Genomic DNA, 20,507 nt, shown 5'->3' on the forward strand with positions numbered 1-20,507 from the left:
AGCGCAATGCGAGAGGTGAAACGTGAGCGCAATAGATCCCGAAATCGCTGGACAGCTGGCTTCGGACCTGCCGCGAGACGATTTCGTCCGCATCGTCCGGACTTTCGAGGATGATCTCGGCCGGTTGGCCCGGCACCTGGAGGAGGCGGTCGCCGGTGGCGATGAGGATGGCTACAGGCGCGCCGCGCACAGCCTGGCCGGCGCCTCGGCAGCGGTCGGCGCCAAGCGGCTGGAACAGGTCGCGCGCATCGCGATGGACCATCGCAGCACGGCCGACCCCAGGGCGCTGGCGGTGCAGGTCCGGCATGAGGCGGCAGCGGCGCTGTCCGAGCTTGCAGCCCTGGCAGCGAATCCGCCCGGTCACAGCTAGGCACCCATGGTCACGGCGGTCGCGAGGATCCTGATCGTCGAGGACACGCCGACGCAGGCCGAGGTAGCGCGCAGCCTGTTACGCGACCTGGGATACGACCTGCGGATTGCCGAAACTGGGACGGCAGCACTGGAACATGCGCGGGACTGGCGGCCGGACGTCATCCTCATGGATCTTGAACTGCCGGATTTCTCCGGCTTCGAGGTGATGCGCCGGCTGCGGGCGGAGGGGCTGGAAGCGGCGGTGGTCGTCGTCACGGCGCATGGCAGCGTGAACCACGCGGTGGAGGCGATGCGGGAAGGCGCGGTCGACTTCATCATCAAGCCCTTCGCCAAGACCCGGCTGACGGTGACCCTGCAGAACGCGTTGGAAAAGCGCGCGCTGGCGACGGAACTGCGCGAGGTGAAGGCGCAGCTGAAGCGGGACCGCTTCTTCGGCTTCCTGGGCGGCTCTCCGGCCATGCAGGCTGTCTACCGGACCATCGAGAGCGTCGCGGCCAGCAAGGCCAACGTCTTCATCACCGGCGAAAGCGGCACCGGCAAGGAATTGGCCGCCGAGGCGGTGCACCGGGCCAGCCCGCGCCGGGCCGGCCCGTTCCTGGCGCTGAATTGCGGCGCAATCCCGCGCGACCTACTGGAATCCGAATTGTTCGGGCATGTGAAGGGCGCCTTTACCGGAGCGACCGAGAACCGGATGGGCGCCGCCCGGCTGGCCGATGGCGGGACCCTTTTCCTGGACGAGATCGGCGAGTTGCCGCTCGAGATGCAGGTGAAGCTGCTACGGTTCGTGCAGACGGGGATGCTGCAGCCGGTCGGCGCTTCACGGCCCGAGAAGGTTGATGTGCGCATCGTGTCCGCGACCAACCGCGACCCCTGGGCCGAAGTTGAGGCAGGGCGGTTCCGAGAAGATCTGTACTACAGGCTGTATGTCGTGCCGCTTGAGATGCCGCCGCTGCGGGAGCGGGGTGAGGACGTGTTGCTGTTGGCGCGCCACTTCCTGGCCGCTTTCGCGCGCGAGGAAGGCAAGCGCCTGCGGTTCTTCGCACGGGACGCCGAGCAGGCACTGGCGGGCTATTCTTGGCCGGGAAACGTCCGGCAGTTGCAGAACGTGCTGCGCAACGTGGTGGTCCTGCATGATGGAGAGCAGGTGCAGCAGGCCATGCTGCCGCCCACGCTGCTGCGCGGTCCAAGCGAACGGGCGCCCGCCGCCACGCATCTGATGCCACCGAAGGCTTCCCCTGATCCGGCCCGGCCCGACCTTCCCTCCGAGCCCGATATGATGAGCCCGGCGGCCGCTCCCGTGAACTCTGCACTCGGGCCGGTAGCTGCCATCGCGCCTCCGCTGGAGCTGTTTCAGCCGCTGGCCGAGGTCGAGCGTCGCCACATCCTCGCGGCGCTGGACCATACTGCCCAGGACGTTCCGCGTGCGGCATCGCTGCTCGGCATCAACCCCTCGACCATCTACCGGAAGCTGCAGGCTTGGCGGGCCGAGGAAACTTCCTGAGCCCGGCCGTCTTCCGCCACAGTGGCAGGCCGGCGGCGTCGCTCGGGGAGCCCAGCACCACGGCACGCCTTGAACACCGCGAGACGCGACGACAGGAGCGCTGGATGGAGATGATGCGGAGACTGGCGGATCACTCCATCCGCCGCGCACTCAGCTTTGCGGGGCTGGGCGTTGCGACCCTGATGCTTGCGCTGTCCTACGACCCGGTGCTGTCGTCGCGAACGGGCGGAAACCTGCTCGGCTTGGTCTGCTTGAGCCTGCTGCTCGCGGCCTGGCGCGCGCCGCGGCGCAACATGCGGCGCAGCGAGTTGTGGTCGCTGATGCTCGAACACGCTGCCGCCCTGGCGCAGAGCCTACCGGCCCCCGAGGCTCAGAAAATGATGTCTGCAACACTGCGCGCCCGCCTGGTATGGCACGCAGACGCGGTCGGGATCGCGGCACTGGCGCTGTGGGCCGTTTCGCTGGGTCTTGGGCTGGTCCTGGATTAAGGGCCAGCGTCAGGGCGGCGCCGTGCGGTCGCCGTCGCCGAGCGCGCGCTGCATGAACACCACGTCCACCCAGCGGCCGAACTTCAGGCCCGCCGCCTTCAGCACGCCGGCCTGCCGAAAGCCGAGCGAGACATGCAGGCCGATGGAGCCGACATTTTCGGAATCCCCGATAACCGCCAGCATCTGGCGGAACTCGCAGGCTGTTGCGCGCTCCAGGAGCACCTCGACCAGCGCCTTCCCCACGCCCTGTCCGCGCACGTCGTCGCGGACATAGATCGCGTTCTCGGCGCAGTACCGGTAGGCGGATCGGTCGCGGAACTGGCTGAAATAGGCGTAGCCGAGGACGACCCCCTCCGCCTCCGCCACCAGCCAGGACCAGCCCGCATCTTGGACGCGGGCGATGCGTGCGGCCATCTCGGCCGGTTCTGGTGGCGTTTCCTCGAAGGTGCCGGTCCCGACCCGCACATGATGGGCGTAGATGGCCGTGATGGCGGCAAGATCATCGGCGGTCGCGTCACGGATCAACATCTGGCACCCGATCCCGGCAGCGGCGAAGGCGGAGCGTTAGGCTGCGGCGAGGAAACGGGCAAGCCGGGTGGCCTCAGATCGCAAGTTGTAATTCGCCCGCCACCCTCTCGGCCAGCGCGAGCAGCGCACGGTCGCGGCCTGGTGCCGCTACCAGGGAGAGGCCGACCGGCGCTCCATCCACCCTGGCCGCCGGCAGAGTGACCTCGCAGAGTCCGGCGAGGCCGGCGATGGCGGTGACTCCCATCGTTCGCTCCCGCACCGCCTGCTGCGTTTCCGCGCCGGCATCCAGGAGCGGTGCCGGAACCGGCGAGGTCGGAAATATCAGCACGGCGCCGCCGGCCAGCATGGCCCGTAGCCTGTGCTGGAACATGGTCCGGAATCCACGTGCGGCGGCGGCCAGGACGGGGTCCGTCGCCTTGGCGGCCGCGAAGCGCTCGGCCACGCCGGGGCCGAAGGTGGGGCTGGTCGCCTCCACCCAGGAGCCAAGGCTGGCCCAGGCTTCCTCTGCCTGCGCTGCGCGGAAGTGGTGGAAGATCTGCTCAAGCCCTTCGGGTGCGACCTGCATGGACAGGGCCGGCCCCAGCACGCGTTCCGCCTTGGCGAGCGCCTCGGCCAGCGCCGCGGCCGTCTGCGGTACGGCGTTCACCCAGGCCTCCTGCACCTTGACCAGCGGGCCTAGGGGGCCTTCGCCACCGCCCGGCAGCAGGACATCCCCGACCTGACGCAGCACGGAGGCGCGGGAGGCGAACCAGCCTGCGGTGTCGAAGCTAGGGCCCAATGGGCAGGCGCCCGCCAGGTTCACGGCGCCCCAGGAGGGGCGGATTCCGAAGATGCCGCAGTAGCTGGCGGGAATGCGGACTGAGCCACCGGTATCGCTGCCAAGGGCAAAATTCACCAACCCGGCTGCAACCGCAGCAGCGGAGCCGCAGGAGGATCCTCCGGGGAACCGGTCCGGCGCGGCGGGATTGACCGGCGTGCCATACCAGACATTCTCGCCGGTAAGACCATAGGCAAGCTCGACGGTCTTCGTTTTGCCGCGAAGATGCGCGCCGGCCTGGAGAAGCGAGAGAATGACGGGCGCGGTGGCGGCGGCGGGCGGGTGGGTTCGCCGCCAGTCCGGATTGCCGTAGCCGGTAGTGACGCCGGCCAGGTCGAACAGGTCCTTGACGGCGAAATCGAGGCCGGTGAGGGGGCCCTCTGGCGCTCCGGCCAGTTCCGATCTGGGGCCGGGAATGAAGGCGCCGACCTGGTCGTCGAGATCGCGTGGCATGGGGCAGGACTCCGTCAGCGTTCCGGGATGGCCAACTGGTCTGGCCTCAGCAGGGTTTCCGAGCAGGTTTCGTGCCAGACTGACCTACGGAGCAGGCGCCGCATCGGCCCGGGACAGGGACTTTCGCGGCCGCTGCCCGTGGTCCCAGTTCGCATCATCCAGCCACTCGGCGATCCGCTCCCGCCGCGCGGGCCATTCGTCCTCCAGGATCGCGTAGAAGGCGGTGTCGCGCCGGCGACCCTTGACCACCATGTGCGCCCGCAACTCGCCCTCGAACGTGAAGCCGAGGCGGGCTGCGGCGCGGCGGGAGGGTTCGTTCAGGGCATTGCACTTCCAGACGAGGCGGCGGTAGCCGAGATCGTCCATGGCATGGCGCATCAGCAGGAACATCGCCTCGGTCGCGGCCCGGGTGCGCTGGAGACGGGGGGAGAACCAGATGTGGCCAAGCTCGATCGCGGCGTTGCTCGGCTGGATCTCCATCAGTGTCAGCCATCCGGAGACGAGGCCGCTGGCATGTGGGCGGACCGCCCAGGCCATCGGGTCGTGCTGCGCCGCGAAGCTGGCGACGTGGCGCCGCATTGCCTCCGCGTCGGCGAAGGGGCCGTAGCCGAGATAGGCCCAGCCCGCCGAGTCCCGGTCCGCCTGCGCGGCATCCCAAAGTTCCGCCGCGTGACGCACCGCGAGCGGCTCAAGCGTCACTGCCTGCCCGCGATGCGGCGTGCGGGCCGGCAGCGGACGGGGCGTGGGATCGACGATCGGGCCGAGCGGGGGCTGGCTCATGGATGGCAAGACCTTCAGGTGGCGCAACACCAGCATGGCGCAGCTTCCCGCGGCGGGCGAGGGTTGGGAACTCATTCGGATTGCGGCAGGGGCGGCGATGACGCATAGGGGGCTCATGTCCTCCCCCAGCGCCCCGCCGGCCCTTGCCGCCGCCCCGCCCGGGTTTTTCCTGGAGCGGGTCCTTTCGGTCCATCATTGGACGGACCGTCTGTTTTCCTTCACCTGCACCCGAAGCCCGCAGTTCCGCTTCACGGCGGGCCACTTCGTGATGATCGGGCTGATGGTCGACGGCAAGCCGCTGGTCCGTGCCTATTCCCTGGTGAGCCCGCCTTGGGAGGATCACCTCGAGTTCCTGTCCATCAAGGTGCAGGACGGGCCTCTGACATCTCGCCTGCAGCATGTGGTGCCGGGAGACGGCGTGTTGATTGGCCGCAAGGCGACCGGGACGCTGCTGATCGAGAATCTGGCGCCCGGCGGCACACTGTGGCTCTTCGCGACCGGCACGGGCCTCGCGCCGTTCCTGAGCCTGATCCGCGATCCGGAAACCTATGATCGCTACGAGCGTGTGGTGGTGGCGCACACCGTGCGCCAGGTTGCCGAACTGGCGTATCGGGACCTGATCACCAAGGCACTGCCCGAACATGAGCTGCTTGGCGACCTGGTGCGCGAAAAGCTGCTTTACTACCCGAGCGTGACCCGCGAGCCTTTTCTCAACCAGGGACGGGTCACGACGCTGGTTGATTCCGGCCGGATCTGCACAGACCTTGGGCTGCGGCCGATTGCGCCGGAGCACGACCGCGCCATGCTGTGCGGCAGCGAGGCAATGAACGCAGACATGCGAGGGTTGCTTGAGGCCAGGGGCTTTACCGAGGGTGCCAACAACCGACCCGGGACTTTCGTGGTGGAGAAGGCGTTCGTCAGCAAGTAGCCCGCCGCCGGGCATTGCGTACACCCACGGCGATGCCTAATGAGGCGGTGGAGCAATCTGCCGAATGATCCGCAAAGCGGACAGGCGGCACGTCTGGAGGAAGCAATGACCGAAACCAAGACCTCTGCGGCCGGCCGTCGTGGCCTGCTCAAGGCTGCCGCGATCGGCACAACGGGCACGGCAGTCCTGGCCACGCCAAGCGTCAGCCGCGCACAGACCGTGGTGATGCGCTTCCAGTCGACCTGGCCACAGCGCGACATCTTCCATGAGTTTGCCCAGGACTTTGTCACGCGCGTCAACACCATGGCCGGCGGCCGGCTGCGGCTAGACCTGCTGGCGGCGGGTGCCGTGGTTGGCGCGTTTCAGTTGATGGATGCCGTGCACGCCGGAACCCTGGACGGTGGACATGGCGTCTCGGCCTATTGGTTCGGCAAGAACAAGGCCTTTAGCCTGTTCGGCACGTCCCCACCCTGGTTCGGGGATGCCAATCAGCTACTCGGCTGGTTCTACCACGGCGGCGGCGAGGCGCTGTACAAGGAACTGGTCAACGACATCCTGCGACTGAACGTCGTGGGCTTCCAGTCTGGCCCAATGCCGACCCAGCCGCTTGGCTGGTTTAAGAACCCGGTCACCAGCGTCGAGCAGATTCGCGGGCTGCGCTACCGCACGGTGGGTCTCGCGACGGATCTTTTCAATGAGATGGGCGCCGCCGTGGTCGCTCTGCCGGGCGGCGAGATCGTGCCGGCGCTCGAGCGCGGCGTGATCGACGGCGCGGAGTTCAACAACCCCTCCTCGGATCGGGTCCTCGGCTTCGCGGATGTGGCGAAGAACTACATGATCCAGTCCTTCCATCAGAAGACCGAGTCCTTCGAGATCCTGTTCAACAAGGGGCGCTACGACGCGCTTCCTGCGGAGTTGCAGGCCATCGTCCGGCATGCCTCGGAAGCGGCTTCCGCGGACATGTCGTGGAAGCTTCAGGATCGCTACTCGAAGGACCTCGTGGCGCTGGCGCAGTCCGGCGTGACTGTGCGGCCGACGCCGCGGCCGGTGCTCGACGCGCAGCTACGCGCCTGGGATACGGTGGTGCAGCGGCTGGAGGCGGATGCTTCCTCTCCGGCAAATGGCCCGTACTTCAAGAAGGTTTGCGACAGCCAGCGCGAGTGGTGCAGGCGGGTCGGCGGCTTCTTCCTGCGCTATGAGGCAAGCCCGGTCATCGCCTACAACCACTTCTTTGCCCGCCAAGGCTAAAAGACCTCCGATATCCGCCGGCAGCCCCCAAAGGACGTGCCGGCGGACATCGAGAGTACGGCGCAGCCTGCTGGTTTTGCCGCAACCGCTAAGGGCCAGTTTTCATGCAGCGCGTCCTGATCGGCATCGACCGGCTGTCCACCATCGTCGGCCAGACCTTTGCCTGGTGCGTTGTCATACTGACCGCGGTCATCGTCTATGATGTGACGGCGCGCCGGTTCTTCGCCTCGCCGACCACCTGGGCCTTCGACACGTCCTACATGCTGTACGGGACGCTATTCATGATGGCCGGTGCTTATGCCTTGTCTCGCAACGGGCATGTGCGTGGCGACTTCCTGTACCGGATGTTCAGTCCGGTCCTGCAGGCCAAGTTCGATCTGGTGCTGTATTTTCTATTCTTTTTTCCTGGCATCCTCGCTTTCATGATTTCCGGCTGGCATTTCTCGATCCAGTCCTGGGCCCAGAACGAGCAATCCAGCATCAGCCCGAACGGGCCGATCATCTGGCCATTCAAGTTCCTGATCCCCGTGGTGGGCCTGCTGCTGCTGCTGCAGGGTATCGTGGAAGTGGTGCGCTGCGTGCAGTGCATCCGCACCGGCGTCTGGCCGCAGCGGCTTTCGGATGTGGAGGAGTTGGAGAAGCAGATCCTGGCCGCGGCCGAAGCCAGGGGTGCCGAGGCGTTGGCGGCCGAAATGGCACGGGGCGGCGAGGCGGCGCTGGTGCAGGCCGCGCAAGCCACCAGCCCTTCCCGCGCGTCAACGTCGAGCCATCCGCACACCTGAGTCCCTCCTGAGCCTCGGACCCCATCGACATGAGTGATCCCGCGCTGGGGCTGACGCAGCTCCTGCTGTTCCTGTTCTTCATCATGCTGGGCTTTCCCATCGCCTTCACGTTGATGGCGATGGGTCTGTTCTTCGGCTACCTCGGTATGCAGGATCGTGTCTTCGACCTGCTGGTGCAGCGCACCTATGCCGTGATGAGCAACGACGTGCTGATCTCGGTCCCCCTGTTCGTCTTCATGGGGTACATCATCGAGCGCGCGAACATCCTGGACCGGCTGTTTCGGGCGCTGCAGATGGCCAGTCGAAACGTGCCGGGCAGTCTGGCCGTGGCCACCCTTGCCACATGTGCGTTGTTTGCCACCGCCACCGGCATCGTCGGCGCGGTGGTTACGCTGATGGGGCTGCTCGCCTTCCCGGCGATGCTCCGCGCTGGCTACGACCCAAGATTGGCAGCAGGCGTCACCTGCGCCGGTGGCTGCCTCGGCATCCTGATCCCGCCTTCCATCATGCTGATCCTGTATGGTGCGACGGCGGGGGTTTCGGTTGTGCAGCTTTATGCTGCGGCATTCATCCCGGGTGTGACGCTGGCGATGCTGTATGTCGTCTATGCGGTCGGCGTCGGAATTTTCCAGCCGGAACGCGCGCCGCGCTTGCCGCCAGATGTGGTACCGGTGCCAGCAGTTCAGGTCATATTCTCGCTGCTGACCTCGTTTTTCCCGCTGGCTTTCCTGATCGCGGCGGTGCTCGGGTCTATCCTTCTGGGGCTGGCGACGCCGTCCGAGGCTGCGGCGATGGGTTCGCTGGGCTCGGTGGTGCTGGCCATCGCCTACCGCGCCTTCACCTTCCAGAAGCTGAAGGAAAGCGTGTTTCTTACTGCGCGCACAAGCGCCATGGTCTGTTGGCTGTTCGTCGGCAGCTACATCTTCTCATCTGTCTTCGGCTACCTCGGCGGTCAGACGGTGGTGGAGGAGTTCGTCAAATCCCTTCCTCTGAACAGCTTCACCTTCCTGCTGCTGGCGCAGGTCATCATCTTCATCCTGGGCTGGCCGCTGGAATGGACCGAGATCATCGTGATCTTCGTACCGATCTTCCTGCCGCTGCTGGATGATTTCGGCGTCAGCCCGATCTTCTTTGGCATCCTGATCGCGCTGAACCTGCAAACATCCTTCCTGTCGCCACCGGTTGCCATGGCCGCTTTCTACCTGAAGGGCGTGGCGCCACCGCACGTGCGGTTGGAGGACATCTTCAAGGGATGCATGCCCTTTATCTACATCGTCGTCTTCTGCATGGGGCTGGTCTACGTCTTCCCGGCGCTCGTCACTTGGCTGCCGGAGAACCTTTATGGCAGCGCGGTGCCTGTGCCCGGGGCGCCGAGCATGCTGGATGCCCCACCGGCCGGTGGCTTCACGGAACCGGAGGAAATCAGCCTCCCGCCGCTGAATTAATGGTCGAGAATCAGAGGGTCTGGTCGCCGGATAGCGCTGCACGCTGGCTGGCGGAGGCGGTCGAAACCGGCAATGCCCTAACCGAGCTGCCGGAAGACATCGCGCCCCGCGATGCCACAGAAGGGCTCGAGGTCGCCTTCGCCATTCTGGAACGGTTGGACATCCCGCCTTGTGGGATTCGGCTGCTGTATCGGCCGGGCGCGGAAACGCTGATTGGCCCGATGATCGAGGGGCGCTTGGTGCCGGCTGGCACACCTATCGCCCTGGATGCGCTGCGGAATCCGACGCTGACCGCAGCAGCGATCGGGGTCTTGGCGGCGCCGCTGGATCCTCACTCGGACGAGGCCCCGTGTTTCGCGACGCTGCATGCGGCGCTGGACGTCTCCGCCACCCGCCACGCGGATGCGACCGGAGACACTGCGACACGGACCGCAGATCTGGCGCTGCTTGGCCTGGTCGTTGCGGGCCGTGGGAAGCCGCTGGCACCCATGGTCGTGTCGGCAAGCCTCGGTGCTAGGGGTGGAAAGCGGACCGTCATGTCGCGTGACCTTGGTGCTGCATTCGCGGAAGCGGCAGGCGCCGCGCGGAGCCTGGGCGGCCTACCGGCCGGCGGCCTTCTGGTCGTCGCGGGATTGACGCCGTCAGTGCAGGCCGCCGGAGTCGTCACAGTCTCGCTCGGGCCGCTCGGCCGGCTTGCGTCCGAATTCGCCTGAGACTCAGCCGAGCCTGAAGCGCGCGGAGGTCAGCGGATCGTCCTGCAACGCGGACTCCACTTCCAGGCGCGTGGCGGCATCCGGCACCAGAGCCACGACGCTGCCGAACCAGGGGCAGTGGCCGCGGATGCGGGCCTGGAACAAACGGTCCAGCGCGACTCCGGCAGGCGGGCGCCCGGCACAGCAGGCGCACGCGGCCATGTGTTGGAGGCCGCCGGCTTCGAAGCGCTCGACCGTGGCCGCAGGCTCTGGCCCGACGTCCATTTCCGCCGGGACGAGCAGGGCGAACGGTGCTGATGAGGCTGAAATGGCAGCCGCCAGGTCGCAAGGTGACAGCAGGCGAATCGGAATCCGGGCATCCAGGGACCATGTCATGGACTAGACATAAGGATATCTTTATGTCATTTGCAACCCATGGAAGACCTTCTCGCCCAACTCCGTGCTGCGGCGGAGCCGACTCGGCTTCGGCTGCTGTCGCTCTGCGCGCGCGGGTCGTTCTGTGTGTCTGATCTGTGCGGCATCCTCGGCCAATCACAGCCCCGCCTGTCCCGCCACCTCAAGCTGCTGGTGGAGGCGGGCCTTCTTGAGCGGATGCCGGAGGGCGCCAACGTCTTCTTCCAACTGCCCGCAGATGCGGACCTGATCCGCCAGGTCCTGGCGCGCCTGCCTGAGGAGGATCCGCTGCTTGCGGCCGACCGCCGTGCGGCAGCCCGCCTGGCCGCCGAGCGTGCCCGCGCAGCGTCTGACGCCTTTCGCCGGCACGGTGCGGAATGGGACGAGATGCGCGCGCTGGACCTGCCCGCCGAGGATATCGAGGCCGCACTGCTGGGTGTTCTGCCGCCGCGACTGGAGCGCCTGCTGGATATCGGCAGCGGTACGGGGCGGTTGCTGGAGGTGTTGGCGTCGCGCTGCGGCAGCGCACTCGGTGTCGATGCGAGCCGCGAGATGCTGGCCCTGGCCCGCGCCCGCCTGTCCGAGCGCGGCCTGACGCATTGTGCCGTGCGCCAAGCCGATATGTACCGCCTGCCCCTGGCGGATGGTGGAATGGATGCGGTGACGCTGCAGATGGTGTTGCACTACGCCGAAGATCCGGCCGCGGCGTTGGCCGAGGCGGCGCGGGTGCTGCGTCCAGGTGGCCTGCTGGTGGTCGTCGATTTGGCGCCGCATGCCCGGGCCGAGTTGCTGGGCCGCTACGCGCATCGCTGGCCTGGTTTCGACGACGCGCAGTTGGCCGGCTGGCTCGGTGCAGCCGGCTGCGCCCTGCGCGCCGCCCACACAATCGATGGACCGCTGGCGGTACGGCTGTGGCCGGCGACCCGCCAGCCGGCGTCCCTCCCCGTTTCATCCCGCTGACAGGGAACATCAGAATGTCTCGCCCGCATCTTCTCGACGCGCTCAAGGACCAGGTTCTGCTCTGCGACGGCGGCATGGGCAGCCGCGTCCAGGCGCTGACGCTCGACGTGGACAAGGACTACTGGGGCAAGGAGAACTGCACCGAGGTCCTGAACCTGTCCCGCCCCGACCTCGTCCGCGAAATCCACCGCGGCTACTACGAAGCCGGCGCCGACATGGTGCTGACCAACAGCTTCGGCGGCTCGCCGGTCACGCTTGGCGAGTTTGAGCTGGAGGATCGGGCCTTCGAGATCAACAAGCTGGCCGTCGAACTGGCGCGGGAGGCGGCAGAGACTTTCGTGGACGGCCGGCATCGCTGGGTGATCGGCGACATCGGGCCGGGCACCAAGCTGCCGAGCCTCGGCAACATCGGCTATGATGCGCTGGAGGCGGCGCTGGTGGTGCAGTGCCAGGGCCTGATCGCCGGCGGCGCGGATGCGCTGCTGACCGAGACGAACCAGGACACGCTGTTCATCAAGGCTGCTGTCAACGCCGCGAAGATCGCGCGCAAGCAGGCGAAGTCAAACATCCCGATCTTCGTGCAGGTGACGGTGGAGACGACCGGCACGTTGCTGGTTGGTCCCGACATCGGCGCGGCGACGACGGTGGTGCATTCGCTTGACGTGCCGCTGATGGGGCTGAACTGCGCCACCGGTCCGCAGGAGATGGCGGAGCATGTGCGCTGGCTGTCGCAGAACTGGCCAGGCCTGATCAGCGTGCAGCCGAATGCCGGGTTGCCGGAACTTGTGGATGGCAAGACCCACTACCCGCTTGGTCCGAACGAACTCGCGAGCTGGATGGAGCGCTTCATTGTCGAGGACGGGCTGAACCTTATTGGCGGCTGCTGCGGCACCTCCACGCCGCACATCCAGGCACTGGACCAGTTGCTGCGCAAGCTTGGCAAGGCGGGGCATCGGCCGGCGCCGATTGCGCGCAAGCCGGTCTGGGTGCCCTCTGTCGCCAGCCTGTACTCGGCGACCTCGCTGCGGCAGGAGAACAGCTACTTTTCCATCGGTGAGCGCTGCAATGCCAATGGATCGAAGCTGTGGCGGCAGCGGCAGGAAGCGCATGACTGGGATGGCTGCGTCGCCATCGGCCGCGAACAGGTGGCCGAGGGGTCGAACTCGCTCGACATCTGCACCGCCTTTGTCGGCCGCAACGAGACGCAGGAGATGGACGAGGTGATCCGACGCTTCACCAGCAGCGTGAATAGCCCGCTGGTGATCGACTCGACGGAAACGCCGGTGATCGAGGCTGCGCTGAAGCTGCACGGTGGCAAGCCGATCATCAACTCGATCAACTTCGAGGATGGCGAGGATGCGGCGCATGACCGGCTGAAGCTGGCCAAGAAGTTCGGCGCCGCAGTCATCGCGCTGACCATCGACGAGGTCGGCATGGCAAAGACGGCGGAGGACAAGCTGCGCATCGCGGAACGGCTGGTCGATTTTGCCTGCAATCAGTACGGACTTCCGCAGTCCGACCTGCTGATCGATCCGCTGACCTTCACCATCGCCACCGGGAACGAAGACGACCGCAAGCTCGGCCTGTGGACGCTCGATGGTATTCGCATGATCCGGGAGCGGTTTCCGGACATTCAGATCATCCTCGGCCTGTCCAACATCTCCTTCGGCCTGAACCCGGCGGCGCGGCATGTGCTGAACAGCGTGTTCCTGGACCATGCCGTAAAGGCGGGAATGACTGGCGCCATCGTGCACGTCTCGAAGATCAAGCCGCTGCACCAAATCCCGCCCGAGGAGGTGGAGGTGGTGGAGGACCTGATCTTCGACCGGCGCCGCGAGGGCTATGATCCGCTGCAGAAGGTGCTGGAGATCTTCTCTGGTCGGAAGGCAGCGGACAACGTCAAGAAGGTTCGTGCCGAGACTGTGGAAGGCCGGCTGAAGGACCGCATCGTCGACGGCGACCGCAAGGGGCTGGGCGAGGAATTGCAAGTCGCGCTGGACCAGGGCAGTACGCCGCTGTCGATCATCAACGACGTGCTGCTCGACGGCATGAAGGTGGTGGGCGAGCTGTTCGGCGCTGGTAAGATGCAGCTGCCCTTCGTGCTGCAAAGCGCCGAAACGATGAAGGCCGCCGTCGCCTATCTGGAACCCTTCATGGAGAAGGTGGAGGGCCAGGAGAAGGGCACCATCGTGCTCGGCACAGTGAAGGGCGATGTGCACGACATCGGCAAGAACCTGGTCGACATCATCCTGACCAACAACGGCTACAAGGTGGTGAACCTCGGCATCAAGGTGCCGCTGCTCGACATCGTTGCGGCTGCAAAGGAACATAAGGCACATGCCATCGGAATGTCCGGGCTGCTGGTGAAGTCCACCGTGGTGATGCGCGAGAACCTGGAAGAGATGAGTCGCCAGGGGATTGATATTCCGGTGATGCTGGGCGGCGCGGCATTGACGCGGAACTACGTCGAGGATGACTGCGTGCAGGCCTATGCCTGCGGTCGTGTCGCCTATGCCCGGGATGCCTTCGATGGCCTGCACCTGATGGACAAGGTGATGGGCAACGGCTTCGAGGACTATCTCTCGGCCCTGCAGGCGAAGCGCGCCGGCAAGGCGAAGAACGAGAAGCGCGTGCTCGGCCAGGCGGACCCGCGCGGCTTTGCGCCGGTCGACCTCGGCTATGCCCAGGAACGACGCCGCCGCGTTTCGGCCGAAAGCGCCGTGCCGGTGCCGCCCTTCTGGGGCGCCCGTGTGGTTGAGGCACCGCCCAAGGCGGTGATCCCCTTCATCAACGAGCGCAGCCTGTATCAATTCCAGTGGGGCTTCCGAAAGGCGGGCCGGTCGCTGGAGGACTTCTTGGGTTGGGCGAAGCAGGAACTGCGTCCGGTGCTGAAGCGCATGCTGGCGCTGGCGGAGGAGCAGAAGATCCTGAAGCCACAGGCGGTCTACGGCTACTGGAAATGCGCCGGCCAGGGCAACGACCTGGTGCTGTTCGCCGAGGATGGTGCGACCGAGGTCTGCCGCTTCAACCTTCCGCGCCAGCCGAAGCCGGACGGGGAATGCATCGCCGACTTCGTGCGCGACATTGACGAGGGACCGACGTCCCGCGACGTGATCGGATTGCAGGTGGTTACGGTGGGCCAGAAGGCCTCGGACATCGCGCGCGAGTGGTTCGAGGACAACCGCTACCAGGACTACCTTTACCTGCACGGACTGTCGGTGGAGATGGCCGAGGCGATGGCGGAATACCTGCACAAGCGCATCCGTGCTGAACTCGGCTTTGCCGGAGAGGATGATCGCGACATGGACAAGATGCTGCAGCAATCCTATCGCGGCGGCCGCTATTCCTTCGGCTACCCCGCGTGCCCGCGGCTGGAAGACCAGGAAGGCCTGTTGCGGTTGTTGCAGTCCGACCGCATCGGCGTGTCGCTGTCCGACGAGTGGCAGCTGCATCCGGAACAATCGACCAGCGCCATCGTGCTGCACCATCCACGGGCCAAGTATTTCTCGGTCTGACAGCGGCCCGCCACCCTTCGCCGCGCCGGACTTGCAGCGAGGCGGGGAGGCGGGGCATCAAGCGGCGGTCTTGCGGAGGCGCAGCGTGACCGGGTCTTGCATCATCCGCCGATCCATTCCGCCATCCGGCGGCAGGGCATGAAGCGCGTCGAGACCATTGCGGCGATCAGCGTCGTGGTGGCGCTGGGCGTGCTGTGCCTGAAGGCTGCCGCCTGGTGGATCACGGGCAGCGTCGCGCTGTTCGCCGACGCATTGGAAAGCGTGGTGAACGTGGCGGCTGCGCTGGCGGCGCTGGCGGCCATCCGGGTCTCCGCCCGCCCGCCTGATGCCGATCATCCCTATGGCCACGCCAAGGCCGAATACTTTTCCGCCGTGTTGGAAGGCGTGCTGATCTGCGTCGCGGCCCTGCTGATCCTGAACGAGGCTTGGTCCGCCTGGCAGACTCCGCGTGTCCTGGAAGGTGCCGCCGCAGGGCTGGCGGTCTCTGTGGTGGCGACCAGCATCAATGCTGGCTGGTCGGTGATGCTGTTCCGGCAGGGACGAGCGGCGCGCTCGCCGGCGCTGCTGGCCGATGCGCGGCATCTGCTGGCCGATGTGGTGACTTCGGTCGGCGTGGTGGCGGGGGTCGCCCTGGTCGCGGTGACGGGGCTCGCCTGGATCGACCCGCTGCTGGCGGCGCTGACAGCGCTGAACATCCTGGTCTCAGGCTGGCGCCTGATGCGCGAATCCTTCGGCGGCCTGATGGACGAGGCGGTGCCGGGGGAAGAACTTGCGCGGATCCGCGGACTTGTCGCCGCCAATGCCGAGGGAGCGATCGAGGCGCATGACATCCGAACTCGGCGTTCCGGGCCCACCACCTTCGTCGAATTCCACCTTGTGGTGCCGGGTGACATGACGGTGACGCAGGCGCACGACATCTGCGATCGGATCGAAGCGGCGCTGAAGTCCGATCTGCAGGCGGCGCTCATCACCATCCATGTCGAGCCGGAGGGTAAGGCCAAGCATCGCGGCGTTCTGGTGCTTTGAGAGGAGAAGGGCGCCTCGCCGGCCAGGCCTCGCGTGGGCGCAGCGGCGCTGCCGTCGGATGGCTTGCGGGCTCCGTTCTTGTGCATGCCGGGCTCGGACTTGTCCTGGCGAGGCTTCCGGCCAGCCTGCCGCAGGAAGTTCCGGACAGTCGGGTTGCCCTGATCTGGTCCGAACAGGGCGAAGGAGCGGGGGACGCCGCGGATTCCACCAGCATGGCGGCTGCGGCCGATCCGGTGCCGGCTGCGCAGGCGAGCGGGGACGCACCTGAACCGAAGGCCGCAGACGCCGCGCCGACAGTGCAGCCCGCGGAGCCGGAGCCGGCGGCATCGCCAGAGCCGGCCGACGGCTTGGCGCCTACGGAGGCGGCCCTGCCTCTGCCGCCGCCGCCCGCCCCGCGACCGCCAGCATCGCCTGACTCGCCGCCCCGCCAGGCTACGGCATCTGCCCCCGCACCGACGGCCCCTGCTGGTGCAGCCGAAGCCGTAATCGCCCCGCCTCTGGCGGCAGGAGGCATCGAGGTGCGGGGCGAAGTCCGGCCGCCGCGCCAACTCGGGGCTGGCTTCAACGCGCCGCCGGCCTATCCCAGCGCCAGCCGCATGCGGAATGAGCAGGGCCGCGTGACGCTGATGGTGGAGATCAGCGCGGCGGGCCAGGTGACCGATGCGGCCGTCCAGGTCTCGGCCGGGTATCCTGCGCTGGACCGCGCGGCGCTGGAGGCGGTCCGGACTTGGCGGTTTGAGCCTGCGCTGCGCGACGGGCAGCCAGTGCAATTCGTCACCTCGCTCCATATCTCGTTCCAGCTTGAAGGAGGCCTGCGATGGTAAAGCTCGACGTCATCACGACCCGGGGCGGCGATGCTGGCGAGACCTCGCTGGGTGACGGGACGCGGGTGCGGAAGGACGCGCTGCGAGTCGCGGCCTATGGCACGGTGGATGAGGCCAATGCGGTGCTGGGCCTGCTGCGCCTGCACCTGCAAGGGGATCGGGCCGGGGATGCCATGCTGGCGCGGATCCAGAACGACCTGTTCGACCTGGGCGCCGATCTCTGCGTACCCGGCACCGACGGCGACCGCCTGCGTGTCACGGATGCGCAGTGCCTGCGGCTTGAGGCCGAGTTGGCGGAGATGAACGCGGTGATCCCGCCCCTGCGCAGCTTCGTGCTGCCGGGCGGCAGTGCCGGCGCCGCCTATGCGCATCTGGCGCGCACCGTGGTACGGCGGGCGGAGCGCGAGGTTGTGTCGCTGTCGGCGGAGGATGCGGTGAACCAGTCGGTGATCCGCTACCTAAACCGCTTGTCGGACCACCTGTTCGTGCTGTCGCGCCGGCTGAACGGCAACGGGGCCGAGGATGTGGTTTGGACGCCCGGTGCCGGTCGTTAGGCCGCCTTCAGGTCAGTGGTCCGGCGCAGTGCTTGATGAAGCCAGGGCGCGCCAGCAGGCGGTCATACCAGCCGCGCAGCGCGGGCATCTCGGCGCGCTCGATCGGCAATGCGAACCAGCGATGGACGTAGATGCCGAGCGCGATATCGGCGATGGTCAAGCGGTCGCCCGTGACGAAGGGCTTGCGACCAATGGCCCGGTCCAGCATGGCCCAGAGCGTCTCCGCCTCCGCCCGCGCCTTGTGCGTCGACGTCCAGTCGCGCTCGGGCTCCGGAATTCGGACATAGGTGAAGAACACGGTGGTCATCGGCCGGTTGATGGCAGAGATCTGCCAGTCGAGCCAGCGGTCACAATCTGCTGCGACCCGAAGGTCGGCAGGGTAGATCGGGCTCTGCGGCGCCCGGCTGCGCGTGAGGTAGCGCAGGATGGCATTGCTTTCCCACAGCACGAAGCCGTCCGGCTCCTCAATTGTCGGGACCAGCGCGTTGGGGTTCTTGGCCAGGTAGTCGGGCTCCCGCGTCCGTCCGAAGGCACCGCCCGCATCGATCCGCTCGAAGGGCAGGCCAAGTTCCTCGCACAGCCACAGCACCTTCATGACGTTGGACGAATTCGCCCGGCCCCAGATGCGCAGCATATCGTCGTTTCCCTTCAGGATGGTCCTGCACGGTAGGTCGGCGCCCGGCGAGGGTCCAGTTGCCGCGCGCGACCGGCTGGACGATGAAGGCGGCATGGCATTACCGTTCCTGATCTCAGCGTTGTCCGCCGCGGCGCCACTGCTGGCGATGGGCTTCGAGCGCTGGCCTGGCCTTGCGCCCTGCGCGTTGTGCCTTTGGCAACGCTGGCCGTACTGGGTTGCCGCGGCCCTGGCCCTGGCGGCAGGGCTGCTGCCGGGCGGATGGAGGCGTTGGCTGCTGCGCGGCGCGGCGCTTTCGGTCCTTGCTTCGGGCGGTATTGCGCTGCTGCATGTGGGGGTGGAACAGGGTTGGTGGCCATCGCCGCTGCCCGCCTGCCTGGCGCCCGGCGTGGGCACGGGCACCAGCGTGGACGACCTGCTGCGGGACTTGGCGCCGCGGCCGACCAAGCCGTGCGACGAGCCGGCCTATCTGATTCCGGGCCTGCCCCTTTCCGTCGCGACGATGAACCTGATCTATGCGCTGCTGCTGGCCGGCTGGACGTTCCGCCGCGCCGGCCGCGACACCGGAGGGATGCGCTGATGCCGAACCGCGAGACCGCCGAAGGCCGCCTGCCGGGCGACCCCACCCCGCGTGACTACGTCGCCCGCACGATCCGCGTAGACCACGCCGGCGAATACGGCGCCAAGCGCATCTATGAGGGCCAACTGGCGGTATTGGGCCGCACCAAATACGGCCCTGTCATCGAGCATATGAAGGCGCAGGAGCAGGTCCACCTGGATACCTTCGCCGGCCTGATCGCCAAGCGCCGGGTGCGGCCAACGGCGCTGCTGCCGATCTGGCACGTGGCCGGCTTCGCCCTCGGCGCGGCCACGGCCCTGCTCGGCCATCGCGGCGCCATGGCCTGCACCGTCGCGGTGGAGGAGGCAATCGACGAGCACTACCAGGCCCAGGCCGCGACCCTGGGCGACGACGAGGCACCGCTGCGCGAGAAGATCGAACGCTTTCGGGCGGAGGAGCTCGAGCACCGCGACATCGGCCTGGAGAACGAGGCGGAACTGGCCCCGGCCTACCGGCTGCTGAGTGCCGCCATCAAGGCCGGCTGCAAGGTCGCAATCAAGGTCAGCGAGCGGGTGTGAGCCCGGCTCAGCTCTCCAACTCGCTGTCCCAGTACAGGTAGTCACGCCAGCTTTCATGCAGGTAGTTCGGTGGGAAGGACCTGCCGTTTTCCTGCAATTCCCAGCTGGTCGGCTGGCGCGGCTCCTGGCGGGGAAACATGCGGCACTCCCGCGGCAGCTTGTTGCCCTTACGCAGGTTGCAGGGGCCGCAAGCGGTGATGACGTTGTCCCAGGTGGTGCGCCCGCCGCGGCTGCGTGGGATGACGTGGTCGAAGGTCAGCTCCGGCGTCGGCCGCCCCTGGCCGCAATATTGGCATTCGAAGCTGTCGCGCAGGAACACGTTGAAGCGGGTGAAGGCCGGGCGCCGTGCCGCCGGGATGTAGTCCTTCAGCGCGATGACGCTGGGCAGGCGCATGGTGACGCGCGGCGAGTGCACGACCGTCTCGTATTCCGAAAGCACCGAGACGCGGTCGAGGAACACCGCCTTCACCGCATCCTGCCAGGCCCAGACCGAGAGCGGGAAGTAGGACAACGGACGGAAATCCGCGTTCAGGACGAGCGCGGGGAAGGATTGACCCAGCTGGAAGTGTCCGCCGTCAGGCAAGCGCCACTCCTGTGAATGGCAGCGAACCCAGCCCTGGGGCTCTAAACGTTAGGCAAGCCCCATATGCTGTGGCAGCGCCGCGTTGACCACGTCTACATGCCAGCGCCCGTCCGCGGGCGCAACCGCCGCGACCGGACGTTTCACGTGCCGGTCATGTGGATGCCGCGAGTACGCGCTGCAGCGTCAGGGCGCCGAGGCTGATGCCGACCTCGTCGATGCCGTGTCCCAGGCCGGGGCGGTAGACCGCCTCGACGTCGATTCCGGCTGCTGCCAGCACCTGTTCGGCGCGGCGGCTGGCGGCGGCCGGAACCACCTCGTCGGCCTCGCCATGTACCAGCAGCACGGGCGGCGAGGCCTGCTTTCCGGCGGCCAGCGTCTCCGGCCCGAGAAGCGCACCGGCATACGCCAGTACCGCGGCGCATCCGCCGGGTTGACTTAGCCCCGCATGGAGCGCCGTCATCGCGCCCTGGCTAAAGCCCATCAGCACCACGTCGGCACGGGAGAGGCCGAGGCTTGCCACCGCCTGGTCCAGCCGAGGGCGCAGCCAGTCGGAGGCGGCCTGTACACCCGCCAGCATCTGCACCGGCGAGCGATCCTGCAGGCTGAACCACTGCCGGCCGTAGGGCGCCATGTCGCAGGGCTCCGGCGCGTGCGGCGCGATGAACAGGGCATCCGGCACCGCCCTTCCCCAGCCTGGCGCCAGGTCGATCAGGTCGAAGCCGTCTGCGCCCACACCATGCAGCAGCAGCACCAGGTGGCGCGGCTTGCCGCCGGAGGCCGGCCCCCATTGGGGACCATCGAAGGTGTCGTCCATCTCTTGCTCCGT

The 20,507-nt window shown here is 67.2% G+C and carries 22 protein-coding genes; 15 read left to right on the forward strand and 7 right to left on the reverse strand.

Annotated features, from left to right (window positions below; translation table 11 throughout):
• Window positions 1–22: 22 nt before the first annotated feature.
• The 3 genes from ACLF3G_RS12215 (at window position 23) to ACLF3G_RS12225 (ending at window position 2,361) form a co-directional block, all read left to right on the forward strand.
• Window positions 23–370 (forward strand): Hpt domain-containing protein, encoded by a 348-nt coding sequence (locus tag ACLF3G_RS12215; RefSeq protein WP_430669641.1) that lies wholly within the window; start codon window positions 23–25, stop codon window positions 368–370.
• A gap of 6 nt (window positions 371–376) precedes the next feature.
• Window positions 377–1,873, forward strand: coding sequence for a sigma-54-dependent transcriptional regulator (locus ACLF3G_RS12220; protein ID WP_430669642.1), 1,497 nt, complete (start codon window positions 377–379; stop codon window positions 1,871–1,873).
• Window positions 1,874–1,977: 104 nt separating this feature from the next.
• Window positions 1,978–2,361 (forward strand): hypothetical protein, encoded by a 384-nt coding sequence (locus ACLF3G_RS12225; RefSeq protein ID WP_430669643.1) that lies wholly within the window; start codon window positions 1,978–1,980, stop codon window positions 2,359–2,361.
• A gap of 9 nt (window positions 2,362–2,370) precedes the next feature.
• On the opposite strand, the gene ACLF3G_RS12230 is transcribed toward ACLF3G_RS12225, so the two are convergent.
• From ACLF3G_RS12230 to ACLF3G_RS12240, 3 genes are all read right to left on the reverse strand, one after another.
• Window positions 2,371–2,889 (reverse strand): N-acetyltransferase family protein, encoded by a 519-nt coding sequence (locus ACLF3G_RS12230; protein ID WP_430669644.1) that lies wholly within the window; start codon window positions 2,887–2,889, stop codon window positions 2,371–2,373.
• A gap of 73 nt (window positions 2,890–2,962) precedes the next feature.
• Complete coding sequence (locus ACLF3G_RS12235) at window positions 2,963–4,159, reverse strand: amidase (protein WP_430669645.1); 1,197 nt, start codon at window positions 4,157–4,159, stop codon at window positions 2,963–2,965.
• Between the two features lie 84 nt (window positions 4,160–4,243).
• Window positions 4,244–4,939 (reverse strand): GNAT family N-acetyltransferase, encoded by a 696-nt coding sequence (locus ACLF3G_RS12240; RefSeq protein WP_430669646.1) that lies wholly within the window; start codon window positions 4,937–4,939, stop codon window positions 4,244–4,246.
• A 115-nt stretch (window positions 4,940–5,054) separates the two neighbouring features.
• On the opposite strand from ACLF3G_RS12240, the gene ACLF3G_RS12245 reads away from it, so the two are divergent.
• The 5 genes from ACLF3G_RS12245 (at window position 5,055) to ACLF3G_RS12265 (ending at window position 10,055) form a co-directional block, all read left to right on the forward strand.
• On the forward strand, window positions 5,055–5,867 hold the full coding sequence (locus tag ACLF3G_RS12245; RefSeq protein WP_430669696.1) for a ferredoxin--NADP reductase: 813 nt from the start codon (window positions 5,055–5,057) through the stop codon (window positions 5,865–5,867).
• Window positions 5,868–5,906: 39 nt separating this feature from the next.
• Complete coding sequence (locus tag ACLF3G_RS12250; RefSeq protein ID WP_430669647.1) at window positions 5,907–7,115, forward strand: TRAP transporter substrate-binding protein; 1,209 nt, start codon at window positions 5,907–5,909, stop codon at window positions 7,113–7,115.
• A gap of 104 nt (window positions 7,116–7,219) precedes the next feature.
• Window positions 7,220–7,897, forward strand: a complete 678-nt coding sequence (locus tag ACLF3G_RS12255) for a TRAP transporter small permease subunit (RefSeq protein ID WP_430669648.1) — start codon at window positions 7,220–7,222, stop codon at window positions 7,895–7,897.
• A 29-nt stretch (window positions 7,898–7,926) separates the two neighbouring features.
• Window positions 7,927–9,342, forward strand: a complete 1,416-nt coding sequence (locus ACLF3G_RS12260) for a TRAP transporter large permease (RefSeq protein ID WP_430669649.1) — start codon at window positions 7,927–7,929, stop codon at window positions 9,340–9,342.
• On the forward strand, window positions 9,342–10,055 hold the full coding sequence (locus ACLF3G_RS12265; protein WP_430669650.1) for a hypothetical protein: 714 nt from the start codon (window positions 9,342–9,344) through the stop codon (window positions 10,053–10,055). Before ACLF3G_RS12260 ends, ACLF3G_RS12265 begins: the two co-directional genes overlap by 1 nt.
• A gap of 3 nt (window positions 10,056–10,058) precedes the next feature.
• Here the strand turns inward: ACLF3G_RS12265 and ACLF3G_RS12270 are convergent, their stop codons facing one another.
• Window positions 10,059–10,256: a hypothetical protein gene (locus ACLF3G_RS12270; RefSeq protein WP_430669651.1), complete on the reverse strand. Its 198-nt coding sequence runs from the start codon at window positions 10,254–10,256 to the stop codon at window positions 10,059–10,061.
• A 213-nt stretch (window positions 10,257–10,469) separates the two neighbouring features.
• On the opposite strand from ACLF3G_RS12270, the gene ACLF3G_RS12275 reads away from it, so the two are divergent.
• The 5 genes from ACLF3G_RS12275 (at window position 10,470) to ACLF3G_RS12295 (ending at window position 17,327) form a co-directional block, all read left to right on the forward strand.
• On the forward strand, window positions 10,470–11,408 hold the full coding sequence (locus tag ACLF3G_RS12275; RefSeq protein WP_430669652.1) for an ArsR/SmtB family transcription factor: 939 nt from the start codon (window positions 10,470–10,472) through the stop codon (window positions 11,406–11,408).
• A 14-nt stretch (window positions 11,409–11,422) separates the two neighbouring features.
• A complete protein-coding gene (gene metH, locus ACLF3G_RS12280; RefSeq protein ID WP_430669653.1) occupies window positions 11,423–14,923 on the forward strand; it encodes a methionine synthase in 3,501 nt (1,166 codons plus the stop codon).
• Between the two features lie 138 nt (window positions 14,924–15,061).
• Entirely contained in the window at window positions 15,062–15,949 is an 888-nt protein-coding gene (locus ACLF3G_RS12285) for a cation diffusion facilitator family transporter (RefSeq protein WP_430669654.1), read from the forward strand.
• A gap of 518 nt (window positions 15,950–16,467) precedes the next feature.
• Window positions 16,468–16,773, forward strand: a complete 306-nt coding sequence (locus tag ACLF3G_RS12290) for an energy transducer TonB (RefSeq protein ID WP_430669655.1) — start codon at window positions 16,468–16,470, stop codon at window positions 16,771–16,773.
• Entirely contained in the window at window positions 16,767–17,327 is a 561-nt protein-coding gene (locus ACLF3G_RS12295; RefSeq protein WP_430669656.1) for a cob(I)yrinic acid a,c-diamide adenosyltransferase, read from the forward strand. The genes ACLF3G_RS12290 and ACLF3G_RS12295 overlap by 7 nt, the downstream gene beginning before the upstream one ends.
• A gap of 7 nt (window positions 17,328–17,334) precedes the next feature.
• On the opposite strand, the gene ACLF3G_RS12300 is transcribed toward ACLF3G_RS12295, so the two are convergent.
• On the reverse strand, window positions 17,335–17,961 hold the full coding sequence (locus tag ACLF3G_RS12300; RefSeq protein ID WP_430669657.1) for a glutathione S-transferase family protein: 627 nt from the start codon (window positions 17,959–17,961) through the stop codon (window positions 17,335–17,337).
• A 94-nt stretch (window positions 17,962–18,055) separates the two neighbouring features.
• On the opposite strand from ACLF3G_RS12300, the gene ACLF3G_RS12305 reads away from it, so the two are divergent.
• Together ACLF3G_RS12305 and ACLF3G_RS12310 are read left to right on the forward strand one after the other, a co-directional pair.
• Complete coding sequence (locus ACLF3G_RS12305; RefSeq protein ID WP_430669658.1) at window positions 18,056–18,541, forward strand: disulfide bond formation protein B; 486 nt, start codon at window positions 18,056–18,058, stop codon at window positions 18,539–18,541.
• Window positions 18,541–19,098, forward strand: a complete 558-nt coding sequence (locus tag ACLF3G_RS12310) for a demethoxyubiquinone hydroxylase family protein (RefSeq protein ID WP_430669659.1) — start codon at window positions 18,541–18,543, stop codon at window positions 19,096–19,098. Before ACLF3G_RS12305 ends, ACLF3G_RS12310 begins: the two co-directional genes overlap by 1 nt.
• 7 nt (window positions 19,099–19,105) lie before the next feature.
• Here ACLF3G_RS12310 and ACLF3G_RS12315 read toward each other — a convergent pair whose 3' ends face one another.
• Window positions 19,106–19,681 carry an HNH endonuclease gene (locus ACLF3G_RS12315; RefSeq protein ID WP_430669660.1) on the reverse strand — a complete coding sequence of 192 codons (576 nt, stop codon included), beginning with the start codon at window positions 19,679–19,681 and terminating at the stop codon, window positions 19,106–19,108.
• A 151-nt stretch (window positions 19,682–19,832) separates the two neighbouring features.
• The gene (locus tag ACLF3G_RS12320; RefSeq protein WP_430669661.1) at window positions 19,833–20,495 is read right to left on the reverse strand and encodes an alpha/beta hydrolase; all 663 of its coding nucleotides are present in this window, start codon (window positions 20,493–20,495) and stop codon (window positions 19,833–19,835) included.
• Window positions 20,496–20,507: the final 12 nt, after the last annotated feature.

It is taken from the genome of Falsiroseomonas sp. HC035, assembly GCF_050563525.1.
In the GTDB taxonomy this organism is placed as follows: Bacteria; Pseudomonadota; Alphaproteobacteria; order Acetobacterales; family Acetobacteraceae; genus Falsiroseomonas.

What these genes read in the sequence shown, in the direction of transcription:
- ACLF3G_RS12285 (WP_430669654.1), top strand. Translation starts at nt 15,062, where the DNA reads ATGAAGCGCGTCGAGACCATTGCGGCGATCAGCGTCGTGGTGGCGCTG.
- ACLF3G_RS12295 (WP_430669656.1), top strand. Translation starts at nt 16,767, where the DNA reads ATGGTAAAGCTCGACGTCATCACGACCCGGGGCGGCGATGCTGGCGAG.
- ACLF3G_RS12275 (WP_430669652.1), top strand. Translation starts at nt 10,470, where the DNA reads ATGGAAGACCTTCTCGCCCAACTCCGTGCTGCGGCGGAGCCGACTCGG.
- ACLF3G_RS12250 (WP_430669647.1), top strand. Translation starts at nt 5,907, where the DNA reads ATGAGGCGGTGGAGCAATCTGCCGAATGATCCGCAAAGCGGACAGGCG.
- ACLF3G_RS12265 (WP_430669650.1), top strand. Translation starts at nt 9,342, where the DNA reads ATGGTCGAGAATCAGAGGGTCTGGTCGCCGGATAGCGCTGCACGCTGG.
- ACLF3G_RS12255 (WP_430669648.1), top strand. Translation starts at nt 7,220, where the DNA reads ATGCAGCGCGTCCTGATCGGCATCGACCGGCTGTCCACCATCGTCGGC.
- ACLF3G_RS12260 (WP_430669649.1), top strand. Translation starts at nt 7,927, where the DNA reads ATGAGTGATCCCGCGCTGGGGCTGACGCAGCTCCTGCTGTTCCTGTTC.
- ACLF3G_RS12300 (WP_430669657.1), bottom strand. Translation starts at nt 17,961, where the DNA reads ATGCTGCGCATCTGGGGCCGGGCGAATTCGTCCAACGTCATGAAGGTG.
- ACLF3G_RS12230 (WP_430669644.1), bottom strand. Translation starts at nt 2,889, where the DNA reads ATGTTGATCCGTGACGCGACCGCCGATGATCTTGCCGCCATCACGGCC.
- ACLF3G_RS12270 (WP_430669651.1), bottom strand. Translation starts at nt 10,256, where the DNA reads ATGGCCGCGTGCGCCTGCTGTGCCGGGCGCCCGCCTGCCGGAGTCGCG.
- ACLF3G_RS12220 (WP_430669642.1), top strand. Translation starts at nt 377, where the DNA reads ATGGTCACGGCGGTCGCGAGGATCCTGATCGTCGAGGACACGCCGACG.
- metH (WP_430669653.1), top strand. Translation starts at nt 11,423, where the DNA reads ATGTCTCGCCCGCATCTTCTCGACGCGCTCAAGGACCAGGTTCTGCTC.
- ACLF3G_RS12305 (WP_430669658.1), top strand. Translation starts at nt 18,056, where the DNA reads ATGGCATTACCGTTCCTGATCTCAGCGTTGTCCGCCGCGGCGCCACTG.
- ACLF3G_RS12240 (WP_430669646.1), bottom strand. Translation starts at nt 4,939, where the DNA reads ATGAGCCAGCCCCCGCTCGGCCCGATCGTCGATCCCACGCCCCGTCCG.
- ACLF3G_RS12310 (WP_430669659.1), top strand. Translation starts at nt 18,541, where the DNA reads ATGCCGAACCGCGAGACCGCCGAAGGCCGCCTGCCGGGCGACCCCACC.
- ACLF3G_RS12235 (WP_430669645.1), bottom strand. Translation starts at nt 4,159, where the DNA reads ATGCCACGCGATCTCGACGACCAGGTCGGCGCCTTCATTCCCGGCCCC.
- ACLF3G_RS12245 (WP_430669696.1), top strand. Translation starts at nt 5,055, where the DNA reads ATGTCCTCCCCCAGCGCCCCGCCGGCCCTTGCCGCCGCCCCGCCCGGG.
- ACLF3G_RS12225 (WP_430669643.1), top strand. Translation starts at nt 1,978, where the DNA reads ATGGAGATGATGCGGAGACTGGCGGATCACTCCATCCGCCGCGCACTC.
- ACLF3G_RS12320 (WP_430669661.1), bottom strand. Translation starts at nt 20,495, where the DNA reads ATGGACGACACCTTCGATGGTCCCCAATGGGGGCCGGCCTCCGGCGGC.